Source organism: Oleiphilus sp. HI0061, from assembly GCF_001635675.1.
Genome location: NZ_LWFE01000941.1, coordinates 1 through 620, shown reverse-complemented (window position 1 = coordinate 620; position 620 = coordinate 1). Strand labels below are relative to the sequence as shown.

Sequence of the window (620 nt, the reverse complement as noted above, 5' to 3'; positions counted from 1 at the left end):
TAACGAGACATCTTCTCGTCATATAAGACTTTGGTTAAAACCTCAGCTTCCACCAAACGATTTAGACGGTCAGACAAACGATGGCGGGTTATCCCTAAAGATTTTTGAAACTCTGAGAAGCGCCTGACGCGGCGAAATGCGTCCCGGATGATTAACAGCGTCCAACGATCACCAAATATTGATAATGCTCTAGCAATTGAACAAACCTGAGAGTCAATCTCTTCCCAACGCATAGCTACCTCTTTGCATTTTATTTGAATTATTCGCGCCTAATAAGACTAGCCACTGTTCCAATATACAAAGTTGATCTAAATCAAACAAAGCCATTATACCAGAAATAGAACAGTATTTTAGCAAGTCGTCACAATAGATTCACTTGACGAGTTCTATTATGGAACCATATACTTTACACAAGGTTCCAAAACGGAACTGTGATGAATTTGGCATTTTTACCCTAAGCCATATTTGTCTAATCCACCAAATAGTGAGGACTCGCTTATGAGCATCATGAAAGCTATTTCTAAATGGATTGATTACGAACTAGGGATTAGAAACATTGATTTGGAATTAGAAGCAGGCGACTTAGACTGAGCTTGCAGTTCGTGTTCCTTCATGAGTTT

The 620-nt window shown here is 39.2% G+C and carries 1 protein-coding gene; it reads right to left on the bottom strand.

From position 1 onward, the window contains the following. Positions 1 to 233: helix-turn-helix domain-containing protein (locus A3735_RS11055; RefSeq protein WP_197485863.1), on the bottom strand; the 233-nt coding region annotated here is incomplete at its 3' end. Positions 234 to 620: the final 387 nt, after the last annotated feature.